The 19,198-nt window shown below is 62.7% G+C and carries 13 protein-coding genes and 1 tRNA gene; 11 read left to right on the forward strand and 3 right to left on the reverse strand.

What is annotated here, in order from left to right; translation table 11 throughout:
• The first annotated feature begins 16 nt into the window (after positions 1-16).
• Positions 17-1,504 (forward strand): pyruvate kinase, encoded by a 1,488-nt coding sequence (pyk, locus tag AC3A3W_RS04440; RefSeq protein ID WP_487440654.1) that lies wholly within the window; start codon positions 17-19, stop codon positions 1,502-1,504.
• 141 nt (positions 1,505-1,645) lie between these two features.
• Here the strand turns inward: pyk and AC3A3W_RS04445 are convergent, their stop codons facing one another.
• Complete coding sequence (locus AC3A3W_RS04445; RefSeq protein WP_487440655.1) at positions 1,646-2,251, reverse strand: ANTAR domain-containing response regulator; 606 nt, start codon at positions 2,249-2,251, stop codon at positions 1,646-1,648.
• A gap of 207 nt (positions 2,252-2,458) precedes the next feature.
• Here AC3A3W_RS04445 and AC3A3W_RS04450 point away from each other — a divergent pair.
• Positions 2,459-2,540 (forward strand) — tRNA-Leu (locus tag AC3A3W_RS04450).
• Between the two features lie 735 nt (positions 2,541-3,275).
• On the opposite strand, the gene AC3A3W_RS04455 is transcribed toward AC3A3W_RS04450, so the two are convergent.
• A complete protein-coding gene (locus tag AC3A3W_RS04455) occupies positions 3,276-3,602 on the reverse strand; it encodes a DUF4192 family protein (RefSeq protein WP_487440656.1) in 327 nt (108 codons plus the stop codon).
• 1,349 nt (positions 3,603-4,951) lie between these two features.
• The gene (locus AC3A3W_RS04460) at positions 4,952-5,605 is read right to left on the reverse strand and encodes a TetR/AcrR family transcriptional regulator (RefSeq protein WP_487440657.1); all 654 of its coding nucleotides are present in this window, start codon (positions 5,603-5,605) and stop codon (positions 4,952-4,954) included.
• Between the two features lie 402 nt (positions 5,606-6,007).
• Here AC3A3W_RS04460 and AC3A3W_RS04465 point away from each other — a divergent pair, with 402 nt between their 5' ends.
• From AC3A3W_RS04465 to AC3A3W_RS04505, 9 genes are all read left to right on the forward strand, one after another.
• Positions 6,008-7,804 (forward strand): sigma-54-dependent Fis family transcriptional regulator, encoded by a 1,797-nt coding sequence (locus AC3A3W_RS04465; RefSeq protein WP_487440658.1) that lies wholly within the window; start codon positions 6,008-6,010, stop codon positions 7,802-7,804.
• A 232-nt stretch (positions 7,805-8,036) separates the two neighbouring features.
• A complete protein-coding gene (locus AC3A3W_RS04470) occupies positions 8,037-8,984 on the forward strand; it encodes a C-terminal binding protein (RefSeq protein ID WP_487440659.1) in 948 nt (315 codons plus the stop codon).
• A gap of 20 nt (positions 8,985-9,004) precedes the next feature.
• A complete protein-coding gene (locus AC3A3W_RS04475) occupies positions 9,005-10,300 on the forward strand; it encodes an aspartate aminotransferase family protein (RefSeq protein WP_487440660.1) in 1,296 nt (431 codons plus the stop codon).
• Positions 10,301-10,302: 2 nt separating this feature from the next.
• Entirely contained in the window at positions 10,303-11,202 is a 900-nt protein-coding gene (locus tag AC3A3W_RS04480) for a fumarylacetoacetate hydrolase family protein (protein ID WP_487440661.1), read from the forward strand.
• A 32-nt stretch (positions 11,203-11,234) separates the two neighbouring features.
• A complete protein-coding gene (locus AC3A3W_RS04485; RefSeq protein ID WP_487440662.1) occupies positions 11,235-13,325 on the forward strand; it encodes a hydantoinase/oxoprolinase family protein in 2,091 nt (696 codons plus the stop codon).
• A gap of 2 nt (positions 13,326-13,327) precedes the next feature.
• The gene (locus tag AC3A3W_RS04490) at positions 13,328-15,088 is read left to right on the forward strand and encodes a hydantoinase B/oxoprolinase family protein (protein WP_487440664.1); all 1,761 of its coding nucleotides are present in this window, start codon (positions 13,328-13,330) and stop codon (positions 15,086-15,088) included.
• A gap of 84 nt (positions 15,089-15,172) precedes the next feature.
• Complete coding sequence (locus AC3A3W_RS04495; protein ID WP_487440665.1) at positions 15,173-16,306, forward strand: Gfo/Idh/MocA family protein; 1,134 nt, start codon at positions 15,173-15,175, stop codon at positions 16,304-16,306.
• 193 nt (positions 16,307-16,499) lie between these two features.
• A complete protein-coding gene (iolD, locus tag AC3A3W_RS04500) occupies positions 16,500-18,449 on the forward strand; it encodes a 3D-(3,5/4)-trihydroxycyclohexane-1,2-dione acylhydrolase (decyclizing) (RefSeq protein ID WP_487440666.1) in 1,950 nt (649 codons plus the stop codon).
• Between the two features lie 98 nt (positions 18,450-18,547).
• Positions 18,548-19,198: aldehyde dehydrogenase family protein (locus tag AC3A3W_RS04505; protein ID WP_487440668.1), on the forward strand; the 651-nt coding region annotated here is incomplete at its 3' end.

The raw sequence follows: 19,198 nt of genomic DNA on the forward strand, positions 1-19,198 counted from the left end.
CCAATAGGGTAGGTATATGAGACGCGCAAAAATTGTGGCCACCTTCGGACCGGCCATTGCCAGCTATGAAAACACCCTCGCGGTGCTGGAAGCCGGCGTTGACGTAGCCCGAATGAACATGAGCCACGGCGACTACTCCGTGCACGACAGCACCTATGAGAACGTCCGCAAGGCTGCGACGGACCTCGGCAAGGCCGTGGCGATCATGGCGGACCTCCAGGGCCCGAAGATCCGTCTTGGCCGTTTTGTGGACGGCCCGCACGAGCTCGCCGTCGGTGACATCTTCACGATCACCACCGAAGACGTGCCCGGCACCAAGGAGATCTGCTCCACCACGCTGAAGAGCCTCACCGAGGACGTCAACGTGGGCGACGCCCTTCTGATCGACGATGGCAAGGTTGCACTGCGCGCCATCGAGGTGGACGACGTCAAGGTCGTCGCCGAAGTGACTGTCGGTGGCATGGTGTCCAACAACAAGGGCATCAACCTGCCGGGTGTTGCCGTGAACGTCCCCGCGCTGAGCGAGAAGGATGAGGACGACCTCCGCTGGGCGATCCGCCGCGGCGTCGACCTGGTTGCGCTCTCGTTCGTCCGTGACGCCACCGACATCAAGCGCGTCCACGAGATCATGGACGAAGAAGGCCGCCGCGTTCCGGTGATCGCCAAGATCGAGAAGCCGCAGGCCGTGGACCAGCTCCACGAAATCATCGACGCCTTCGACGCCATCATGGTGGCCCGTGGCGACCTCGGTGTGGAGCTCCCGCTGGAGGAAGTGCCGATCGTGCAGAAGCGCGCCATTGAACTGGCACGCCGCTGGGCCAAGCCGGTCATCGTGGCCACGCAGGTCCTCGAGTCCATGATCGACAACCCGCGCCCCACCCGCGCGGAGGCTTCCGACTGCGCCAACGCAGTGCTCGACGGCGCCGATGCAGTCATGCTCTCCGGCGAGACCAGCGTGGGCAAGTACCCGATCGAAACGGTCAAGGTCATGGCCCGGATCATCGAGTCCACCGAAGAGCACGGCCTGGAGCGCGTCCCCCCGCTGGGCACCAAGCCCAAGACCCGCGGTGGCGCCATCACCCGTGCCGCCGTCGAAATCGCCGACCAGCTGGACGCCAAGTACATCTGTACGTTCACGCAGTCCGGTGACTCCGCCCGCCGTCTGTCCCGTCTGCGCCCGATCAAGCCGGTCTTCGCGTTCACTCCGGTGGAGCAGGTCTGGAACCAGCTGGCACTGACCTGGGGCATCCAGCCGCAGCTGGTGGCCATGGTGGGCCACACGGACGAAATGACGGCCCAGGTGGACCGCAGCCTGCTGGACATGGGGCTCGTGGAAGACGGTGACCTGGTGGTCATCGCCGCCGGTTCCCCTCCCGGAAAGGCCGGTTCGACCAACTCGCTGAAGGTCCACAAGGTGGGCGACCTCGCCGACACCGCGCGCCTGGGCGAGGGGACGACCAGGGAGAAGCTTGGCCCGTGGCCGGAAAAGAAGAAGAAGAACTAGGCTTCAGCCGCTGCTGAGTAGCTGAGCAACAAGGGAGGGTCCCCGCCGTTTGGCGGGGACCCTCCCTTGCTGCTGTGTTCTGTGTGAACAAAAAAGGAGGGTCCCTGCCGGCTGGCGGGGATCCTCCTTTTCGTCTTTTAGCTAGTTGACCTGGTTGATGATGGTCTCAGCCACTTCGCGCATGCTCAGGCGGCGGTCCATGGAGGTCTTCTGGATCCAGCGGAAGGCTTCCGGCTCCGTGAGGCCCATCTTGGTGGTCAGGAGGCTCTTGGCGCGCTCCACGAGCTTGCGGGTGGCGAACTGCTCCTGCAGGTCGCTGACCTCGCTTTCGAGGGCCTTGATCTCCTCGTGGCGGGAGAGCGCGATCTCCAGGGCCGGGATGAGGTCTGCCGGGGTGAAGGGCTTCACCACGTAGGCCATGGCGCCGGCGTCGCGGGCGCGCTCCACGAGTTCCTTCTGGCTGAAGGCGGTCAGCAGCACCACGGGGGCGATGCGTGCCTTGACGATCTTCTCGGCAGCGGAGATGCCGTCCATGACGGGCATCTTGACGTCCATGAGGACGAGGTCCGGCTTGAGCTCCTCGGCCAGCTGCACGGCCTTCTCGCCGTTGTCTGCTTCGCCGATAACGTCGTAGCCCTCGCCGCGCAGGATTTCGATGATGTCCAGGCGGATGAGGGTTTCGTCTTCAGCGACAATTACGCGGCGCGCCGGCTGGGACGTGGTGTTTGACTCCGTCGGTTCTGACACGGGATCTCCTTGAAAAGGTACGGCGGGAACAGGACTATCTTAGTTGCGCCCCACGGATGTACTTGGATCTGCATGGCTTGTTGCGGCGGCACTGGCGCGATTCTGGGTTTCAGCCTATCTGCATGTAGAGTAATTCCGCGCACTGGAAGTGGCTGCGTTGCTCACAATCACACTGTGGGCCTACGATTGTTACTCCGTGTACTCCGCGCCCGAGTGGCGGAATTGGCAGACGCGCCGCACTCAAAATGCGGTATCGAAAGGTGTGTGGGTTCGAGTCCCACCTCGGGCACGCATTACCCCTCGTCAGAGGGGTTTTTGCTTTTAATGTGTGTACATGGACCCTCCGCGGGTCCCTCTGACGTTGTTCCGTGGCTGGTGCCTGGCCGCCGCGATGGCCTGTGAAGTTGTGTGGGTGGCGGGGTCAGGGGCCTTGGCTGTGGGCCCTCCGCTTGCTGGGATGTGGGGTTTCCGTCCTCCTTTCGGGCTTGCTCTGATGGCCGTTGTTGGCCATCACTCATTCATGATGAAGGGTTGTGTTGACGACATGACCAATAGAATTTTCGTTTCATGGTTTTCATCCAATAGCTGCTTCCTGACGGCCCAGGAGATTGCCCTCATCGCCCTTTGTCCGTCCAAAGGGGTGTGAACATTGTGCACAGACTTTCGACGGCGGCTGTTCGACTCGCATCTTTGCTTCCCTTTCCGCACACTTTGTGGCTGATAGCGGTTCATGGGCCGGACATGCCGAGGTGCATGATTTGCGGGGAACCTGGGCGAAGGAGAGTGCTGGAGGCGTGACAAACGTGCCGTCGGGATCTCGGCTGAGGAGGCCTGTGTGCCAATGGCTGGAAGATCGTCCATGCCGTGCACCTTCGGGTTGTGTTTGCTCTGATACCTCTCCATGGGAGCAATTCGGCGTTGATCGCGCTGGTCTGGGTAGCCGTCAGGGGGGGGATTGCGGCGCTGTGCTGGGGGTCGCCGTCGTGCTGGGTGAAAGTCTTCTCCCCGACGAGTAGCCCGTCGCTCATGGTGATGCCGCGCTGGGCCAGCACGCCGGTGAGTGCGGCGCTGATCGCCGCGCGGGGTTTGGGTTGGTCGGCGTCCCAGGGTGTTTAGGTGTAGACGGCGAAGAGGACGCTCGTGGCGTCCGGGTCATGGCTAAGGTAGCCGGCGACGGTGGGGCGTAGCCGAGCTCACCGCCGTCGTGCCGGGGGAGGTCCACGCGCAAGGTGAGCCCGAGGCAGTCGGTGTCCACGGTGACGCAGACTAGGCTCTCCTGCGGCCAGAAGCCGAGGGTGCGGCCGATGAAGCTGAGCAGATCTGCGGGAGATTTGATGGTGAGCGTTTCCATGGTCCCCTGGTTCTTTGACCTTCTTGGCGTGACTGTGGTCGTTGGATTTGGGTGCCGTTCTGATAGAGGATTCAACCGCTGGGCAGAAGGATTCGGAGTGCAACTTGGGGGACCGGCCGGAACCAAAAGTTTGGTGAGGAGATAAGCGACGGAGGAGCGCCCAACGAAACTTTTGGTTGCGGTCGGCCCTTGGCGCCCTGGTTGCGCGGAGGGCCCGCCCAGCGATGATGGGGCTATCAGAATGACAAACAGCGATGATGCTTCCACTCATTCATCGGAGTATGGGGATGAGGCGGCATGACTTCTGAGGGAATGAATCATTAGGTCAAAAGGATTTCAGGTGGCGAGTCCCGCGATGGCAAGAAGGTGATGCCGGCTTAGGGATCGCGAGATGAGAGCCGCTTGTGTCTCAAACTGACACGGTTCGATTGCAGCCTCGGGACGGATGCTTTTCTTGTCCCAAACATTTGGTAAGCGAGTTGATTCTAATGATGAGCAGAAAGATGGCCCAATTGCGTTACCTGCAACGGCAGGTCGTATGCGATCACAGCCCGACGACGTCGACGGGTGTGGTCAATCCCTCTGCGCGAGCGGAGGATCCTGCCAATTTGACTCCGCACTCAGCCGATGCATACGGCGCCGGTGCGCCGCAGAGGGAATTGGCCATATCTTCGCGGACCTAGATTCGATGAACTTCCGACGATCGGGAGATCCGCGCTAATTTCCCTACTTCAGTTGCTATTCAAGGTGGAATTATGAAAGTCAGAACGTCTGTTCGGCGCAGAACAGGAACCATCCAAGCGGATTGGCACGAACTGCAATCCGGGGAGCGTGTGTACATCCTCAAAAACTCACAGGTTATTTCGGCAGGCCAGGTAGAGGAAGTCTCGGACAGTGGCCGCGTTCTATGGATTTCGAATTCTTCGTCCAGAACTGAGTTTTATACCATGTCTGAGGGAATTTCCGTGCAAAGGAAGTAGCGGAGGCAGCTGCTCGAAGATACCGTGGGCCAAATGTCATTGGACCGCGCCGACGATGAAGTCGGGCTCTCTCAAATTTAGAAACTCCTGAATGAAAAGAGATAACCGCGATGGCAAAATCCTTCAATAAGCAGTGGGATGCCGTTTCCCCATGTGACGTTGTAGAAGTGCGATTAAACGGAACGTTTGTGCAGAACGGAATCGTTGATGATCGTACATCCGACGGAGCATTCGTATGGCTCTTTGACAGTATCGGAGAGCGGAAAATGCTGCATGAACACGACGGGTACGATCTGGTGAGGATGGAATTGTAGCCGGGCCTCGCTGGCTGGCCGCGGCATGGTGCCGCGTGAGAGAAGGCGGAAGCTCTCACGCTGGGAAGTCCATCCCGAGCAGTGTCCGGGATATCATGACCGCTCGGTCGCTGAGCCTTTCCAGCTCATTGTCGTCACACTCGTAAGATGCCCAACGAGTGGCACCCTCCAAGAGCGTCATGACAACTTTGACCCGCTCCTCCGCTTCGGGAACACCCATGTCCCTGGCAGCGGCCACATACATGTTCTGGTGTAGTTGCACCCAGTCATCCACCTGGACCCGGACGTCTTTGGGCAAGACTCCCGCCATTCTGTCTGTGGCGACCAGCAGATCCCAAAGGTTGCTTTCAGGGAGCCGCACCTGCCGGGTGAAATGCAGTCGCACCATGGCATCCCAAAACTCATCTGCATCCCCGGCACCGCTTACGGCTTGCAGAAGGGCGACGCCAAAGCGATGGAAGTGCCACCGCAAGGATTCCGCAACAATCTCGTCCCTTCCGCCAGGGAAGTGCGAGTAGAGGCTTGGTGCTTTGATGTTGACGGCGTTGGCGATCGTCCTCATGGACACGGAGTTAAAACCGTGAGCGATGGCAAGCTCGAGGAAGGCCTCAAGGATGTTTTGGCGGGCAGCTTTCTGGCCGGCCCAATTCCACTCTTTCAGTCGCAGCTCGAAAGCTTCGCGGGCGGCTTCGTAGGACCTGTCGCTCATAATGCCTCATCCTAACAGGCGTTAGCCGTGTGCGGCCCTTGAGGTTAACTCTTCCCTAACGTCTGTTAGTTAGGTAAACTGATAGTGGCCCGCAGCAGCGCCGCTGCGGTTGCCTTTTGAATGATCGAGCGGAAGAGCAAAGCAAATGGGCACCGAAAAAACGAGCCTGGGGGCCTCTCGGAACAACACCATCATCCTCGGAAGCGGACTTTCGGGAATGGTTGCGGCATACATCAGCGCAAAGGCAAGGGAAGACAATGCCGCCATGAACGAGGACTGGCATGCCCAGCAGGCATTCCGTCCCAGGTTGCCCAGGCGGCGCAATCGGACAAGCCGTCCTGGTGGTACCGGAGCCACCTTGGCGTCCTGAACTTTCCTTCACATCCAGAAAGAACCTGTCCCATGTCTGCAGAAGTATTGTCCCCGTGGCCGTATGAGTCGCTGCGTGAAACAGACCGCCTACGCGAATTGTTCCTGATGCAACCCCACGCGGACCTTAGCGGAATCCGGCCGATAGTCGCACGTTCCTGGTACAGAAGCCGCGCGGCTGGTGTCGACGCGGTTGCCGACCGTGGAATTTATGACGAAGGCCGGGTTGACGAATACACGATTGCGGCGGCTGGTCCGCACCTACAGAAGCTGGACGAAGTTGCAGCGGACCTGGGCGGCTACGTCAACCTCACAGCCCCTAACGGCGTGCTGGTGAAGGCCAGCTTCCTCCGCGATGACGGCTTCCCGGCTGGATATTCGTTGCTGGAGGAAAGCTGCGGCAGCAATGGAGAAGGGCTGGCCCTAGAAGAAGGCCGCGGCGTTTGGCTGGCCCCAGAGGAACACTTCCGCGAGGACATGCGCGGCAATTGGTGCTTCGCGTCCCTGGTGCGGGATCCGTTCCACAATCGTGTCCGCGCCGTCATCGGGCTGACACTCCCGGCCAACCGAGTCACCACCCTTGAACCTTCCTCCACGCTGCTGATGCTTGAGGGTGTCGCCTCTCGCATCGAACGCGACATCGAGGTCCGGACTTCATCGAAGGAACGGGCCCTCCTGAGTGAGTATCTGAGAATCTCGCGGAGACGGGGCAACCGTGCGGTCATTGCAGTTGATGGGAAGAACTCCCTCCAGAACGCATCCGCCACAGCCACTTTGGTGGACAGCGACTTCTCGATCATTTCCGGCTACGCCAAGGCAGTGATGTCCTCCGGCCGTGACATGAACTGCGAGGCCATGCTGCAGGGGCCGGGGTTGTCCACACTGGAGATCTCCCCGGTGACCCTCTCGTCTGCGAATGTGGGGGCAATCGTTGTGGTCCGGTCCCACTCGCCGGCCAAGGAGCGGGCCGTCACCGCCGCAAGTGCGCCTCTGACTTTGGAATCTTCCCCGCAGGGAACTGCTGAGCGCCTAATGAAGCACGTGGACGGGACGAGCACGGAATTCAAGCGCACCCTAAACATGGCCCGCAAGGCTGTGGACCAGGACAGGTCCGTTGTTTTGATCGGTGAACTGGGCAGCGGAAAACTCCGCCTGGCCAGTGCCATCGCATCACTGCGGGGTGGCCACATGGCGGTTGACGCCCGTAGCGGAGCACTCAGGAACCCCAACTTCCGGGATGTGCTGCACCGGGTGGCTACCGAACTCCCGGCCACGCTGATCGTCGAGCACGCCGATGAGCTTTCGCAGAACGAAGCCGGTGAGATCGCACGTAATTTGCGTGGCAATCCCACCACCAAGCTGATCCTCACCATTGCGCGACCCACAGACGCCACCTTGCTGCTCTCCGAAGCGTTCGATGTCCTGGAAATCTCAGTGGCGCCCCTCCGCAACAGGCGTGAAGACATCCCCCAGCTGGCTAACGCAATCGCGGAGGAACTCGGGCAGCGGAGGCTTTCCCGCAGGCTCATCACCACACTCACACATGCTGACTGGCCACGGAACATCGACCAGCTCCGGGCTGTAGTCTCCAACGCCGTGGAACGGGCCCAAGGCGCAGAAGTCACTGTGGACGACCTGCCACAGGGTTTCCACCGTGTTCTGACAAAGGGCCGGCTTTCACGGCTGGAAGATGCAGAACTGAGCGAGCTGCGCACTGCCCTCCAGGAGGCCAAAGGCAACCGAAGCCTCGCAGCGGAAACACTGCAAATCGGCCGTTCCACCCTGTACCGGCGCATGGACTACTTCCGCAGCCGCGGCTTCGACCTCTGATCCCCGCACGATTATACCCGCCCATCTGCAGCAGCCGGCCATCCTTTGATGGTCGGCTCCTGCCTGCTGTCGCGCAGGTCTGCCGAGTGGGACGTGTCCCACCACGGTGTCCCGATCTGGCACGGATGGACGCTCCGATATCGCGTTGTACTTGTAATCACCCGACACCGGCACCCGTCCCATGGAGTGTCCGGCAGCGAACGAGGGTACGACACGAACAGGACGACACACTATGACCCGCGATGCCCAGGGAACCATTCTTGTGGCCCCTCACCATTTTCCGAACCTGGACCGCGAGCACGCGCTCGCGGAGGAGTTCGGTTACACACTTAACCCCGCGGCAGACACCGACGCCTTCCGTGAAGGGCTTCCCGAAGCCGACATTGTGATGATTACCCCCTATGCAAAGCTCACCGCAGCTGATTTCCCCGTGATGTCGAAGTGCAGGGCGGTTATCCGCTACGGAATCGGCTACGACAACATCGATGTTGCCGCCGCCACGGAGGCTGGGATCCCAGTCTCGATCGTCCCGGGAACCGCGTCAGAGGAAGTGGCCTCCCACGCTTTCGCCATGGGCCTGGCGCTGGCCCGCCGCCTGCCTGCCGGTGATGCCTCCATCCGGAACCTGGGCTGGGCCGGGACCATCGGCTACGACACGCCGGTGCTCTCCGAGCTTGAGGTCGGGGTGCTTGGAATGGGACGCATCGGTCAGCACGTCGCCCGGATGTATTCGGCCGTGGGAGCCGATGTCCGGGCCTACGATCCCTTCGTCACGGACAGCTTCGTGGAGATGACCGGGCTCGGCGACATCCTGGAGAACTCCGACGTCGTCTCGCTGCACCTGCCGCTTAACCAAGACACGGCGGACCTCCTCTCCGGAGATGTCCTCGCCCGTATGCGGAAGGGTGCAGTGGTGGTCAATGTGTCGCGCGGCGGCCTTATCGATGAAGCTGCGCTCGCTGCAGCACTGATCTCCGGACACATCGCCGGCGCAGGCATCGACACTTTCGCTGAAGAGCCGTTGCGGGAGGGACATCCGCTGCGTTCGGCGCCCAACACCATCCTCACTCCGCACATCGCCTGGCGTTCCAACCGGTCAACGGGGGCCCTGCAGGACGGCGCTGTGGAGCGGGTCCGCCTTGCGCTGACCGGGCAGCCGCTCATCGACCTCGTGAACTGAAAAGACTGGAGAAACCCCAATTGGCAACACCCAACCATCTGGAAAATATTGCGGATCTGCAGCATCCCGCGGAGGATCCCCATCTGCGCCGCGGGCCACGCGGTTTCCCGCTGCTGCCCGGCGGCTATGGGCGCTCAACGTACTACACGGGAGCTCCGAGCCCGTATGCGATCCGCGGCGAGGGCTACCGCGTGTGGGACGACCGCGGCCGTGAACTGATCGACGCGAACAACAACTTCACGTCCCTGATTCACGGCAATGCGCACCCGGAGATCACGGAAGCCGCCACCAAGGCCCTCACCACCGGAGCCAGCTGGGGCATCCCGAACCTCTACGAATGGGAACTTGCTGAACTCCTGCTGCACCGTCTCCCTGATCTGGACCAGGTCCGCTTTGCGAACTCCGGCACCGAAGCGGTCATGTCCGCGATCCGCATCGCACGGGCCAGCACCGGCCGTGAACGAGTCATCGTCACCAAGGGTGGCTACCACGGGACATCCGAGGTCGCACTGGTACCAGGTGGACCGGCCTACCAGCGCGGCCTGACACGCGGCGTGATCGATGACGTCACTGCGGTGCCGCTGAACGACGTCGAGTTCCTGCGCCAGGCGGTAGAGGCCGCCCCGGACGCCTACGCCGCCATCATCCTCGACCTGCTGCCCAACCGCGCAGGGCTCCTGCACATTTCGGAGGACTTCGTCCGCAGCGCACGCGAACTTGCAACGCGCCACGGCATCGTCCTGATCATCGACGAGGTCATTAGCCTCCGCCTCGGGTACAACGGCTTCAGCGGTGAATACGGGGTTGCCCCCGACCTGCTGACCACCGGCAAGCTTATCGGAGGCGGCTTCCCCGTTGGCGCAGTCTGCGGCAAGGCCGAGCTCATGGCCGAGGTGGATCCGACCCGTCAGGACAGCCTCCCGCATGGCGGCACCTTCTCCGGCAACCCGGTCAGCATGGCTGCCGGTGCTGTCGCCCTGCGCCTCTATAACGAAGAGGAAGTAAAGCGGCTGAATCACTTGGGCGATACCGCCCGCGACATGGTCAACGCCAGGGTCGCTGAGGCGGGCTGGGAAGTTCGCGGACGTGGCTCTTTGCTCCGCGCGGTTCCTGGCGGTGCTGAGAAAGTTGACGAGCAGACGCAGCACAAGCTGTGGTGGGCGTCCTACGAGCGGGGGCTGCTCGGATCTCCCGCAAACCTGTTGTCCCTTTCCACGCCCATGGACGTAAAAGTGACCGAAGACATCGCTGACCGGCTGGCCGACGCCGTCCTGGCAGTCGCGGCACAGTCCCCAGCAACAGAAGGCGGCAAGTAACCATGAAGCTCGTTTCCTATGACCACGAATCCGGCGTCCGCGGAGGTGTCCTCATCGAAGACTCGGTCTACGATCTGGAACTGCTCCTGCAGGGCTCAAGCGGGGCAGTCAACGGGGCAACATCCTCCGTCCGGGAGTTCCTGAAGCTCTACGGCGACCGTCTCGATGCCATCTCAGCCGAGGCCGCCGAGGCCGCGGCCCAGGACCCGGAAGCCCGCGTGGGTGCCCGCTCCGAGATCCGCCTGACAATGCCCGTGCCTAACCCATCCAAGGTGCTTTGCATCGGGCTGAATTATAAGGACCACGTTGCCGAAACGGGCCGTGCGTTCCCCGAGTACCCGGACGTTTTCGCCAAGTTCGACTCCACCATGGTTGGTCCCGAGGAGGAGATCGGCGGCGCCAGGGTCAGCGAAAACCTGGACTTCGAGGGTGAGGTGGCCGTAGTGATGGGGCGCCGTGCCAGCGAAGTAACGGAAGATGAAGCCCTCGAGTACGTCGCAGGCCTGGCCCCGCTGAACGATGTTACGGCACGTGATCTCCAGTATCGCGGGACCCAGTGGCTTGCGGGCAAGGCTGTTGACGGTTCAACTCCTTGGGGTCCGGCATTGGTGACGCTGGATGAGGTGGGAGACCCGCAGACACTGGACCTGGTGACGCGGGTGAACGGCGTTGAAGTGCAGCGCTCCAACACCCGTTACCAGATCTTCTCCATCGCCCGCATCGTCTCCTACCTGTCGGGCTTCCTCACTCTGGAGCCCGGAGACGTCATTGCCACAGGTACCCCGCAAGGCATCGGCGCCAAGCGGAACCCTCCCGTCTGGCTTGAGCCGGGCGACACGGTGGAAATCGAGATCGACAAAGTAGGGCTGCTCCGCAACCGCGTCGGCAAGCCCCAGCTCTAACCCCTGCAAGCTCTACGAAAGTAAGAAGACCCATGAGTGAAGTACAGACACACCCACGTGAAGCGAGGTACCGCATCGCCGTGGACACCGGTGGCACGTTCACCGATGTCGTCGTCGATTCCAACAACGGTGACATGGCCGTCGGCAAGGCCCTGACCACCTATGACCGCGTCTTCACCGGCTTTGAAGCCTCCGTACGCCGGGCCGCCGAATCGGTTGGCTGGAGCGGGGATGACGTCCTGCGCAACGCGGACGTCATCGTCTACGGCACTACGCACGCCACTAACGCAGTACTGACCGGCAAGGTGGCCAAGACCGCCCTGCTGACCTCCGACGGGTTCGCCGACACACTGCTGCTCCGCGAGGGAGGCCGCCGGGACGCCTTCGACTCCAAAGCTGCCTACCCGCCGCCCTACATTCCCCGCCACCTGACCTTTGAGATCACCGAACGCATTTCCGCAGAAGGCGATGTCCTGGTGCCGTTGGATGAAGAGCAAGTGCGTGAGGTTCTGGGTTCCCTCAAGGAACAGGGAATCGAAGCGGTGGCCGTTTCCTTTCTCTGGTCGATCATCAACGACGCCCACGAGAAGCGCGTCGCGGAACTCATCCAGGAGATCCTGCCGGGTGTTCCGTACACGCTGTCCAACGAGGCCAACCCTACTATCCGCGAATACCGCCGCTCCTCGGCAGCCTCGATCGACGCCTCCCTGAAGCCGTTGATGGCTGACCATCTGGGTAAGCTGCGCGCTGACCTCCAGAAGTACGGTTTCGCCGGCGACCTGCTGGTGGTCACCTCCGAAGGTGCCGTCCTCGACGTCGTCGATGTACTGGACCGACCGGTACTGCTGCTGAACTCGGGTCCGTCGATGGCACCGCTGGTTGGAGCGGCAGCCGCGCCGGACAGGGACACAGTCGTGGTCTGCGATATGGGCGGAACCACTTTCGACGTGTCCCTCGTCGAAGAGGGCGTTGTCCGCCATACCCGGGAAGCCTGGCTGGGTGAGCCCTTCGTTGGACACCTCACCGGTCTTTCCTCCGTGGCTGTCTCCAGCATCGGCGCCGGTGGCGGCAGCATCGCATGGGTCGACGGCGGCGGCCTGCTCCGCGTGGGTCCGCAAAGTGCCCGCAGCACCCCCGGTCCCGCTGCCTACGGACGCGGAGGCGAAGAGCCCACCGTCACGGACGCCTGTGTGGCGCTCGGCTACCTTGACGCTGATGGCTTCGAAGGCGGATTTACCCTGGATCGCGAGGCCGCTGTCCGCGCCATCGATACTCGCATCGCCGGCCCTCTGAACATGGATACCTTGCAGGCTGCACAGGCCATCTTGGACGTCTCTGCCAACCACATGGCCACGGCCATCCGTCAGGCTTCACTGGAACAGGGCGTTGATCCCCGAGGCGCGCTGATTGTTGCCGGCGGTGGCGCAGGTGCCATGGTCGCAGCCGCAATCGGTGTCCTGCTGGAGACCGACACCGTCCTGATCCCCGCGACGGCTGGCGTGCTGGCCGCTTACGGCGCCCATCGCGCTCCGATCGCCACCGAGTTCCTCTCACCGCTGCACAACGACACCCGCAGCTTCAACTCCGGTTCCGCCACCCGTGCGGTGGAGGATTTGACGGCCAAGGCAGAGCTCTTTGGGAAGCGGTTCGATGGTGTAGGCGATGCCCCGAACGTCACCTACTTTGTCGACGCCCGGTACCCGGGCCAGGCGTGGGACCTGCGTGTGTATCTGGATGCCGCCCCCGATACCGCCGGCGACGCCGCAGGAATCATTGAGCGGGCCTTCCACGAGGAGCACGACCGCCGCAACGGCACACACGATCCGGACAGCCGGGTCGAAATCATCACTTGGGGCGTCCGCGTGGAAATCCCTCGGCCCGAGCACACTAAGGATGAGATCGGGGCGGCCCGCACCAGCGAGGTCCACCGCACCGATGACATCGTTTTCAGCGGCGAGAGCTTCAGCACCCAGCGCTACCGCGGTGTCACCCTGGCCCCGCGGGACAAGATCCTGGGGCCCGCGGTCATCGACCAGCCCACCACCACCATCGTCGTTCCACCGGAATGGAATGCCACGCTCGACGAACGATCCAACATCTACCTCACCCGTAAGGAGGCGTAACCGTGACGCCCGAATTCGATCCAGTAAAGCTCTCGGTGCTTGCCAATGCATTCGACGGCATCGTCCGCGAGATGACCAGCGGCCTGCTGCGCTCGGCACGTTCCTCCGTCATCAACACGGCCCGCGATTTCTCCTGCGCCGTGCTGACGGCGGACAACCAGCTGCTCGCAGCAGCGGAAGGTGTCCCGGTTCACGTCTTCGGCGCCGGCCCGCTGGGCGAGGACATGGTCGAGCTGCATAATGACATCCGTGAAGGCGATGCCTTCCTGCACAACGACCCCTACATGGGCAACTCCCACGCCGCCGACCATGTCATCCTGGTGCCGATCTTCCTCCGAGGACGCCACCTCTTCACCGCCGTGACCAAGGCTCACCAGGCCGACTGCGGCAACTCGCTGCCCACTACGTTCTTCGCCACCGCCCGGGACGTCTATGAGGAAGGCGCCCTGATCTTCCCCTGTGTGAGGGTCCAGCGCGATTACACGGACATCGACGACATCATCCGCATGTGCCGCTCCCGCATCCGCGTTCCTGACCAGTGGTACGGCGACTACCTCGCATCGGTAGGCGCCTCCCGTATTGCCGAGCGCCGCATCCATGAACTCGCCGAGAAGTTCGGCGTCGACGACCTCGTGGACTTCGTTGACGCCTGGTTCGACTACTCCGAGCGCCTCACCGCCAGCGCCATCGAAACGCTGCCCGAATATGTCCTGCACGGCACCTCGGCCCACGATCCCTTCCCCGGCACAGGCCCAGACGGTGTGCGCCTGCAGGCCACCATCGAGGTCAAGCCCAAGCAGGGAAAGATCACCATCGACCTACGGGACAACCCGGACAACCTGCCCAACGGCCTGAACCTCACGAGGGCAACGGCCACCGGTGCTGCACTGGCAGGCATCCTCTCCGGTATCCCGGAAAACCTGCCGAGCAACGCCGGAACCTTCCGACGGGTGGAGGTGCTGCTGCGTGACGGCTGCGCCGTCGGCGTCCCGAAGCACCCCCACTCCTGCTCGTCCGGAACCACCAACCTCGCCGACCGGGTGGTCAACATCGTCCAGGCCGCCTTCTCCCAAATCGACGATGGATACGGCACCGCTGAGGGAGCAGCCGGGCAAGCGCCAGCCAAGTCCGTCATTTCCGGCATCGACGAACGCAACGGCAACGCCTACGTCAACCAGATCCTGGTGGGCGGCGTCGGTGGCCCTGCCACCCCCTACGTTGACGGCTGGCCGACGTATCAGCGTCCCGTCTGCGGCGCCCTTCTCTACCACGACAGCGTGGAGGTGGATGAGCAGCGTTATCCGATCCTGATCCACGAACGCACTCTGGTAGCCGACTCCGGCGGGGCAGGTCGGCAGCGCGGCGGACTCGCAACCCGCGTCACCATGGAACCCCGGGGGGAAAGCGTCACCCTCACATACGGCATCGAAGGTAAGCTCAACCCGCCCAAGGGCGTCCGCGGCGGACACGACGGGGCCGTTCCGTCGACCTGGGTGGAAGACCTCAAGACTGGCGAACGCCGTGAAATTCCTGTGGTGGGCCGCTACGATCTGCAGTCCGGCGAAAAGGTCGTATCCATCACCCCGGGTGGTGGCGGATACGGCGACCCGCTGGAACGCGACGTGCTGGCCGTGCTCGACGACTACCGCGAGTCACGGGTGACCCTCGAAGCAGCGGCGACCCATTATGGCGTCGTCATCACCGATGGCGCCCTCGACGAAGAAGCCACGGCCAAGACCCGCGAAGAGCGCCGGGCCGGCTAGAGGCGCCAGCCATAGCAACTGTTTCCGGGGCGGGGTATATTTCCCCGCCCCGGGATCTTTCACCAACTAATAACGGAGATTCACATGGAACCCATTCGAGTCGGCATCATCGGCGTCGGAAACGTTCTCAACCAGTACTTGGACAAAATCGGCGTCCACCCGGATGTCGATGTCGTAGCGCTCGCCGACGTGAACGCGGAGGCCGTGAAAGCACGGGCAGCAGAATATTCGGTTCCCAAGGCCCTCTCGCCGGAGGAGCTGCTTGCCGACGACGAGGTGGAGCTGGTCCTCAACCTCACCCCGCCCAAGCTCCACGCCCCGGTGACTCTCCAGGCCATCGCAGCCGGAAAGCATGTCCTCTCTGAAAAGCCGTTTGCCACTTCCCTTGAGGAAGCCCGGAAAATCCTGGATGCCGCCCGTGATGCAGGGGTCAAGGTGGGCTCGGCTCCCACCACCTTCCTCGGTTCGGGCATGCAGACCAGCCGGAAGCTCATTGACGACGGGTGGATCGGCGAACCCGTGGCGGCTTTCGCGTCCTTCGCATGCCGCGGCTACGAGCACTGGCACCCGAACGTTGACCCCTTCTACAGCCCCGGTGCCGGGCCGATGCTCGACATCGGGCCTTACCTCATCACCAACCTCGTGAACTTCTTCGGCCCGGTCAAGCGCGTTTCCGCAACGGCGCCGCGTTCATCGGAGACCCGTCCCCGTCCTGGCAAAGAGGGCGACGTCATTCAGATCCAGACGCCAACGCACGTCACCGGCACCCTGGACTTCGAGTCCGGCGCTGCCGCCACCGTGATCGTCAGCTGGGACGTCTGGAACCACAACCTGCCGCATCTTGAGATCTACGGCACGGGAGGTTCCCTGGCAGCGCCAAACCCGGACCACTTCTCCGGGGCGCCGGTGCTGCGACGCGGTGAGCCGGGCGACCTCGCGCTGGACATGACCCCTCCCGGTGGCGGTGATTGGCGGGAGACACCAGTTACCCACCGCGACGACGCCTACCGGGGCATCGGCCTGGCCGAGTTCGGCTACGCCATCCGCAACGGGGTGGAGCCGCGCACTGGTGGTGACTTCGCCTATCACGTGCTGGAAGTCCTCCTTGCTTTCGAAGCATCCTCGGAGCAAGGCCGGCACGTCCGGATCGAAAGCACCTGCGAGCGGCCCCGGCCGCTTCCCTCGGTCGGCCCGCAGGAGCCTTACCGGTTCGACTAGGGACAAGACCAAACAGCCAACAGCAGTCGACGGCGGTACTTACGTGCCGCCGTCGACTGCTGTTTTTCTTGTCCCCTGGCGGGTGTGGGTGCGTATCAAACTGGGACACAACTTTCCTTCCCCACGGTGACAACCTGATGTTCGGGCGAATCGGTTTGCAAATGCCGACGCACCTACGAATTTAGGAGAACGCATGACTAGCACAGCCGCTGCTGATATCGGCACCGACGTCGACATCAAGGCCGTCCGCCGCCGCACTGTGGCACAGGCAATCGTTGAATACCTTCAGGTCCAGTACAGCGAACTGGACGGCGAGAGGAGGCGCCTGGTTGCCGGCATGTACGGCATTTTCGGGCATGGCAACTCCGTCGGCCTGGCGCAGGGCATCGACGAGTATGGTGTGGACTTCCCGCACTACCAGGGCAAGAACGAACAGTCGATGGTCCACGCGGCCATCGGCTTCGCGAAGGCTTCAAACCGTGCTGCCACCCTGGCATGCACGGCCTCCGCCGGTCCCGGATCCACCAACATGGTCTCCGGTGCCGCGACGGCCACCACGAACCGTCTTCCGGTGCTGCTGTTCCCAGCGGATATCATCAACAACCGTTTCGGTGACCCCGTGCTGCAGCAGATCGAACATCCGGTTGAGCGCGATGTGTCCGCCAACGACTGCTTCCGTCCGGTCAGCCGCTATTTCGACAGGATCACCCACCCTGCACAGCTGCTGTCCACCCTTCCGGAGGCCATGCGCGTCCTCACGGATCCAGTGGAAACCGGTGCCGTGGTGGTCTGCCTGCCGCAGGATATCCAAGGCGCAGAGTTCGATTTCCCGGAGTCCTTCTTCACCCCGCGCGTCTGGCATATCCGCCGTCGTCCGGCCGTGGAGGACGAGATCAGTGGTGCAGCCGAGATCATCCGTCATGCCAAACGTCCCGTGTTGATCGCAGGTGGCGGCGTCCGCTATTCCAAGGCTCAGGAAGAGCTGGCACGTTTCAGCGCCGAGTTCGGCATCCCGGTGTCCGAGACCTACGCGGGCAAGGGAAGCGGCCCCATCAGCGAACTCAACTTGGGTGCCTTGGGTGTGACCGGCACCGTGGGCGCCAACGAGATCGCCGATGGTGCGGATGTTGTGATTACCGTAGGTTCCCGCCTCCAGGACTTCATCACCGCCTCACACTCGCTGTTCCAGAACCCGAACGTGAAGTTCGTGAACCTCAACGTCGGTTCGTTCGATGCGCACAAGATGGGTTCGTTCCCCGTGATCGGTGATGCCAAGCTGAACCTGGCCGCCGTGCGGGAACGCCTCGCGGAAGTTGGATACTCGACGTCCGAGGACTTCCGCAGCGACATCGCGGACGCCCGGAAAGCCACACTCGAGGTGCGCAAACACGACCTCCAAGCGTTTCCCGGCGAGAACATGAGCCAGGCGCAGGTCATCGACGTACTGAACCGGACCACCACCAGCGAGGACGCACTGATCCTGGGCTCCGGCGGCGTGGTTGAAGGCATCCACAAGGTCTGGGACGCGTCCAACGGCACCGAAATCCATTTCGAGTACGCCAACTCCTGCATGGGCCACGAAATCCCGGCCGGCCTGGGTTACCGCCTGGCACGCGCGGAGGCCCCGGGCGAGGTGTACGTCCTGATCGGTGACGGCACATACTTCATGCAGCCCACCGAGCTGGTCACCGCGGTCCAGGAACGCAAGAAGATCATCACCATCGTGATCGACAACCGCGGGCACCAGTGCATCTGGCCGCTTCAGGTGGCAAAGGGGGGACCGGGGAGCGAATTCGGTACCCAGTACCGGGCGCGCAGCAAGGAGTCCGGCCGCCTTGACGGACCGATCCTCGACATCGACATCGCCGCCAACGCTGCCAGCATGGGTTGCGCCGCCTGGTCCACCACCACCATTGAGGAATTTGAGGCAGCGCTCACCGAGGCCAGGGAAGCGGACGGGCCCGCTGTGATCGTCGCCCGTGTGGAACCGTGGCGCTACCTGAGTGGCAACGGCGCGTTCTGGGATGTTGGAGTCCCCATGACCTCCCAGCGGCCCGGCAACCAGGAAGGTACTGCCAAGCACCTGCAGGGTCGCGCCCGCCAGCGCTTCTATGCAGCCACCACCGCCCCTGAAACGCGCTGACGCACACCGGGCGGGACCGCGGCGCCCTGCTGCGGTCCCGCCCGGCTTTTTACGGGTAAACCCCGTCCTTTCGAAATAACCGATAAAGGAGCATCCTCATGAGCGCATTTGCCGTAATTGACCCGGCCACGGGAACCACGCACGCGGAATACGCCGCTGCCACCGACACAGACGTGGAAGCAGGACTCAGCGCAGCCCAGAAGACCTATCAGGAATGGTCACGCACCACCACCGTGGCCGAACGTGCAGCACTGGCCCAGCGCCTGGCTGACTTGTTTGTTGAACGCAAGGACAAGCTCGCCGCCATCATCAACCGGGAGATGGGCAAACCGCTTCAGCAGGCAGCAGGCGAAGCAGAGTTTTCCGGTTCCATTGCAGCTGCTTTCGCAGAGCACGCAGAGGAATGGCTCGCGGACGAGGAGCTGGAGGTTGCTGATGGCCTGAGGAGCTTCTTCCGGTACCAGGGCCTTGGCGTAATCCTGGGCATCATGCCGTGGAACTACCCGTACTACCAGGTGGCCCGTTTCGCGATCCCCAATATCATCCTGGGCAACACCGTCATTGTCCGCCATGCTAGCCAGTGCCCTGAATCGGCGCTCGCTCTGGAGGAGCTTTTCCGCGATGCAGGCTTCCCCGAGGGGGCCTACGTCAACCTGTTCGCCACCCACCCGCAGATCTCGGACATCATCGCCGATGACCGCGTCCAAGGCGTCTCGCTCACGGGCTCGGAGCAGGTAGGCGCCATTGTG

The organism is Arthrobacter sp. Soil_N43, assembly GCF_057655195.1.